The sequence below is a fragment of the Salinicola sp. MH3R3-1 genome, assembly GCF_001937155.1.
GTDB lineage: Bacteria > Pseudomonadota > Gammaproteobacteria > Pseudomonadales > Halomonadaceae > Salinicola > Salinicola halophyticus.
The window spans coordinates 1-4011 of the sequence record NZ_MSDP01000041.1 but is presented as its reverse complement, the minus strand read 5'-3'; the positions used below and the strand labels follow the sequence as shown (position 1 = coordinate 4011).

Genomic DNA, 4011 nt, shown 5'->3' with positions numbered 1-4011 from the left:
CGAGATCCAGCTCGATACCGTCGTTGGCCTGATAGTTGTTCCAACCGCCGGTATTGGTCACCGCCTGGGGCGTGGCGCTGGTATAGACGGTGCCGTCCTGCTCGACGCTGGCGGTCACCGTTCGCCCGCTGGACATCGTCGCCGCAGCAAATGACAGCTGATAGGTACCCGCCGTGGCAACGTCGATGGTGTATTCCACCCATTCGCCGTTGGCGATCGAGCCGATCGAATTGCCGTTGTCGCGCAGATCGACGCCTTCGTTTCGGGTGTTGTCGCCCAGCTGGGTCTCGCTGCTGTCGTGATAAGCGACCTCTGGGCCACCTTGGTCATAAAGCCCCGCGTTCAGCGTGAGGCCATCGTCGACGGCCCAGGGCGTAGCCGCGTCGTTGAATGCCGTTTGCGAAGGCGGTGACAGACTGAACGATTCCAGATTCTGCGATCCGCCGTTGAAAGTCAGACGCAGGGTTTGCGTGCCCGCTTCCAACGCCACGTTCTGACTTTCGGTCTCTGCGAATGTGCTCCAACCGCCCGTGTAATCGACGCCGATTGTCGCCACTTCATAGACGCCGGCGCCATTGTCGAAGGTGGCCGTGATCGAGCGGGCGCTGCCGGTCTGTGCGCCCAATGCGGACAGGAACGACAAATCGTAGACGCCGGCCTGCTCGATCTCGAGCGTGTATTCGACCCACTCTCCGTTTTCGATCCAGCCGATGGCATCCCCGTTGCCCTGGATGTCCACCCCGCCCTCGCGGAAGTGAGTCCCCATTTGGGTTTCGCTGGAATCCTTGTAGGTCAGATACGACGCGCCCTCATCGAACAGTGCCGCATCCAGCGTCAGGCCGCTCTGTTCGACGACCCAGGGTGTAGCGGACTCGTTGAAAGGCGTTCTCGCGGCCGGCTCGATACCTTCGACCAGGAAGACGTTGTCGTTGTAGTCATAGTTGATACCGGTGTAGTCCATGACCACGAAGTAGGTATTGGCGATGGCATTGCCATCGGTGTCATAGGCCTGAAAAACGCGCACGGTATGGCCACGTTCGATCCCGGCATCCTCGGCCGGAGGCGTGTTCCCCCCATGAGGATTCAACGACGGATCGGTCGACTGGTTGGCGATCGAGATCCCGAAGATATCGTCGCCCGCCCAGCTGTCGGGGATCCGGGCTGGGGTAAAGTTCGACGTGGCGTAGTCGCCATTGGCCACATGCGGCAGCAACGACTGACTGTAGAGGCTGTCGTGATTGCTCAGCGACACTCGCGCCGACTTGTCACCTGGTGCGTGCAGTGCAAGCAGTGCACCACTGTACCCGTGGAATGCCGCCAGCTGAGTCACCGTGACCGATCCAACGCCGTCGGCAATCTGCCAGTAGCGTGACAGCACTTCCTGATCATTGACCGCTCGGTAGAGATCGAAATCCTGCAGCACGGACTCACCGCCACCGTCGAGCGTCGACAAGCCATCGATGTGATTGCCGAAGCCGAACACCCGCCAGATTTCGTTGAGATTGGGCTCCCAGCCGCCCTCGTCGCGCGCCTGCCAGAAGCCGGCCAGCTGGATCTCCGTCACCGGTTGGTCGGCGTCGTCCGAGACGATCGTCATGGTGCCTTCGAACACGCCGTCGGCGGCATTGCTGCTCGGCGGCGTATAAGCCGCGCGGTCGAATAGAACGCCCACCTCGATGGATTCGCCGGGTGCCAATCTCAGGTCGTTCAGGGCATCCGCATCTGCCAGCATGAACGGGCCGCTCAGCGTTACGCTGTCGACCCCCAGTTCCCCGGTACCGTTATTGGTGATGATGACCGAGCCACTATCCTTGTACTCCCGCGCCACGGGAGACGAGCTGGTGGCATCGTTGTCTTCGAGATAATTGAAAGCGATGCGATCATCGAAATAAGCCGGATCAGTACTGACCACGCTGATGTCGCCATTGCTGATGACCGCCAGGGGCGCGGCGGGCACTTCCAGCGAATCGATATCCGGGCCAACGCCGTTGGGCGCGGTCACCGCGATGGTGTTGCTACCTTCGCTCAACGTCATCTTCACCGTCTGGGTGACCCAGTCGCTGACGGTCCGGCTCTCGGCAGGAAAATTGACAGCCGGGTAGCTCTCTCCATTGACCGTCAGCGCCAGGGGACGATCGGCCTTGCCGGTGGTCAGGGAGTAACGAAAAGTGACCTCGTAAACGCCGCTCTGGCCGACGTCCACGTTCCAGATGACGGTCTGATCACCGGTGCCCACGAAGTCGACGAACCCGGTACCCGAGGCATCGCGGTCGCTCTGCGTCGTGGGGACGACGATCGCGCCGCCCTGTAGAACGGCATTCTCGGCCTCATAAATTTTATACTCCGGCGCCGTGTCCTCCCTCTGCAATTGCAGCCGGTCGATGTTGGGGCCGGTATTGCCCACGTTGGCGAGTCGAACCACATTGTCCCCGGCACCAAGATCGATCTCGACGGTGGTCTCCGTCCAGTTTTCCCAACCCGCGCTACCCACGCCAGTCGATGCAAAGGCAATCGTTCCCTGTGGATCGCCATCGACCGATAGTGTCATCGGGCGATCGCTGGAGCCACTGGCGGCGTAGCGAATCGTCAACAGATAGGTCCCCGCTTCGGCGACATTGACCGAAAACGACCCCGCATCCCCCGCCTGAGAACCCATATCCAGATAGCCGGATCCGCTGAACTCGCCCCAAAGACGATCGGCACCGCCACCACTCGATTCGGGATTATTGGCATTGCGAACGACCGTGTCGGCGATCGAAGCACCATCGTCGATCAGCAACGATTCTCCCTGGAGAGTGAAGACATCGCCCGACCAACCTTCGGCGTTGACGATCTCGACATCGACCGACTGCTCACCGTTCGTCAGCTGCTGGCCGCTGTCATCAAGCGCATCCAATTTCAGGTTGGTCACCCCGCGATCCAGATCGGACGCCAAAGGGAATCGATAGGGAGTGTCGGTAGAAACCAGTTCGCTGGCTGCACCGGTCGAGTCGGTCAGCGTCAAGGCGACGCCGGCCACGTCACTGGCGAGAAAACCGCTACTGTCGATGGGCGTCACCTCGAGCCGATAATCATCGCCGAGCAAATCACGGGTAATAGCAGCGCCCGGTGCCAATGTCTTGACGATGTTGCCTGTCTGCACATCGATGATTGACAACGTGAACATGTATGAAGCCTCTAAGCGTTATGGGGGTACGGGGTTGTAAAAGCCGCCCTCGACTTCGATTGCTTGCCCGGGGGACGAGGAGGCCGGGCACCCCCATGGCTGCCCGGCTTGTTGACCGACGGATCGGAATGAGGGTTCAGTGGGATCTGGTCTTAGGCGACGCCGACGTGCTCCGGCTGGTCGACACCTGCCAGAGCGACGTCATCGCTGGGTACGACGACATCATCCAGCGACGGAATCGAACCGGGACCGTCGTCGCCAGTCGTCATCAGCGACATCGTCGAGGCCATGGCAGTGGTTGCCGCGCTGGCGTCCGGTGTCAACGTGAACGATTGCAGGTTCATCGCGCCGCCATTGAACGTCAGCCGAAGCGTCTGCTCGCCGGCGGCGAGATCCAGCTCGATACCGTTGTTGGCCTGATAGTTGGTCCAACCGCCGGTATTGGTCACCGCCTGGGGCGTGGCGCTGGTATAGACGGCGCCGTCCTGCTCGACGCTGGCGGTCACCGTCCGGCCGCTGGACATCGTCGCCGCAGCGAATGACAGCTGATAGGTCCCCGCCGCGGCGACATCGATGGTGTATTCCACCCATTCGCCATTGGCGACCGAACCGATCGTATTGCCGTTGTCGCGTAGATCGACGCCTTCATTTCGGGTGTTGTCGCCCAGCTGGGTCTCGCTGCTGTCGTGATAAGCGACTTCCGGGCCACCCTGGTCATAAAGCCCCGCGTTCAGCGTGAGGCCATCGTCGACCGTCCACGGCGTACCCGACTCATTGAATGCCGTTTGCGAAGGCGGCGCCAGACTGAACGATTCCAGATTCTGCGATCCGCCGTTGAAAGTCAG

General features: G+C 61.1%; 2 protein-coding genes. Both read right to left on the bottom strand.

Annotated elements, in window-relative coordinates; all coding sequences use genetic code 11:
- On the bottom strand, positions 1-3166 hold a 3166-nt coding region (locus tag BTW08_RS17805; RefSeq protein WP_139313711.1), incomplete at its 3' end, for a carbohydrate-binding protein.
- 152 nt (positions 3167-3318) lie between these two features.
- Positions 3319-4011, bottom strand: a 693-nt coding sequence (locus tag BTW08_RS17800; RefSeq protein ID WP_168170683.1) for a carbohydrate-binding protein, incomplete at its 5' end; no start/stop codon positions are given.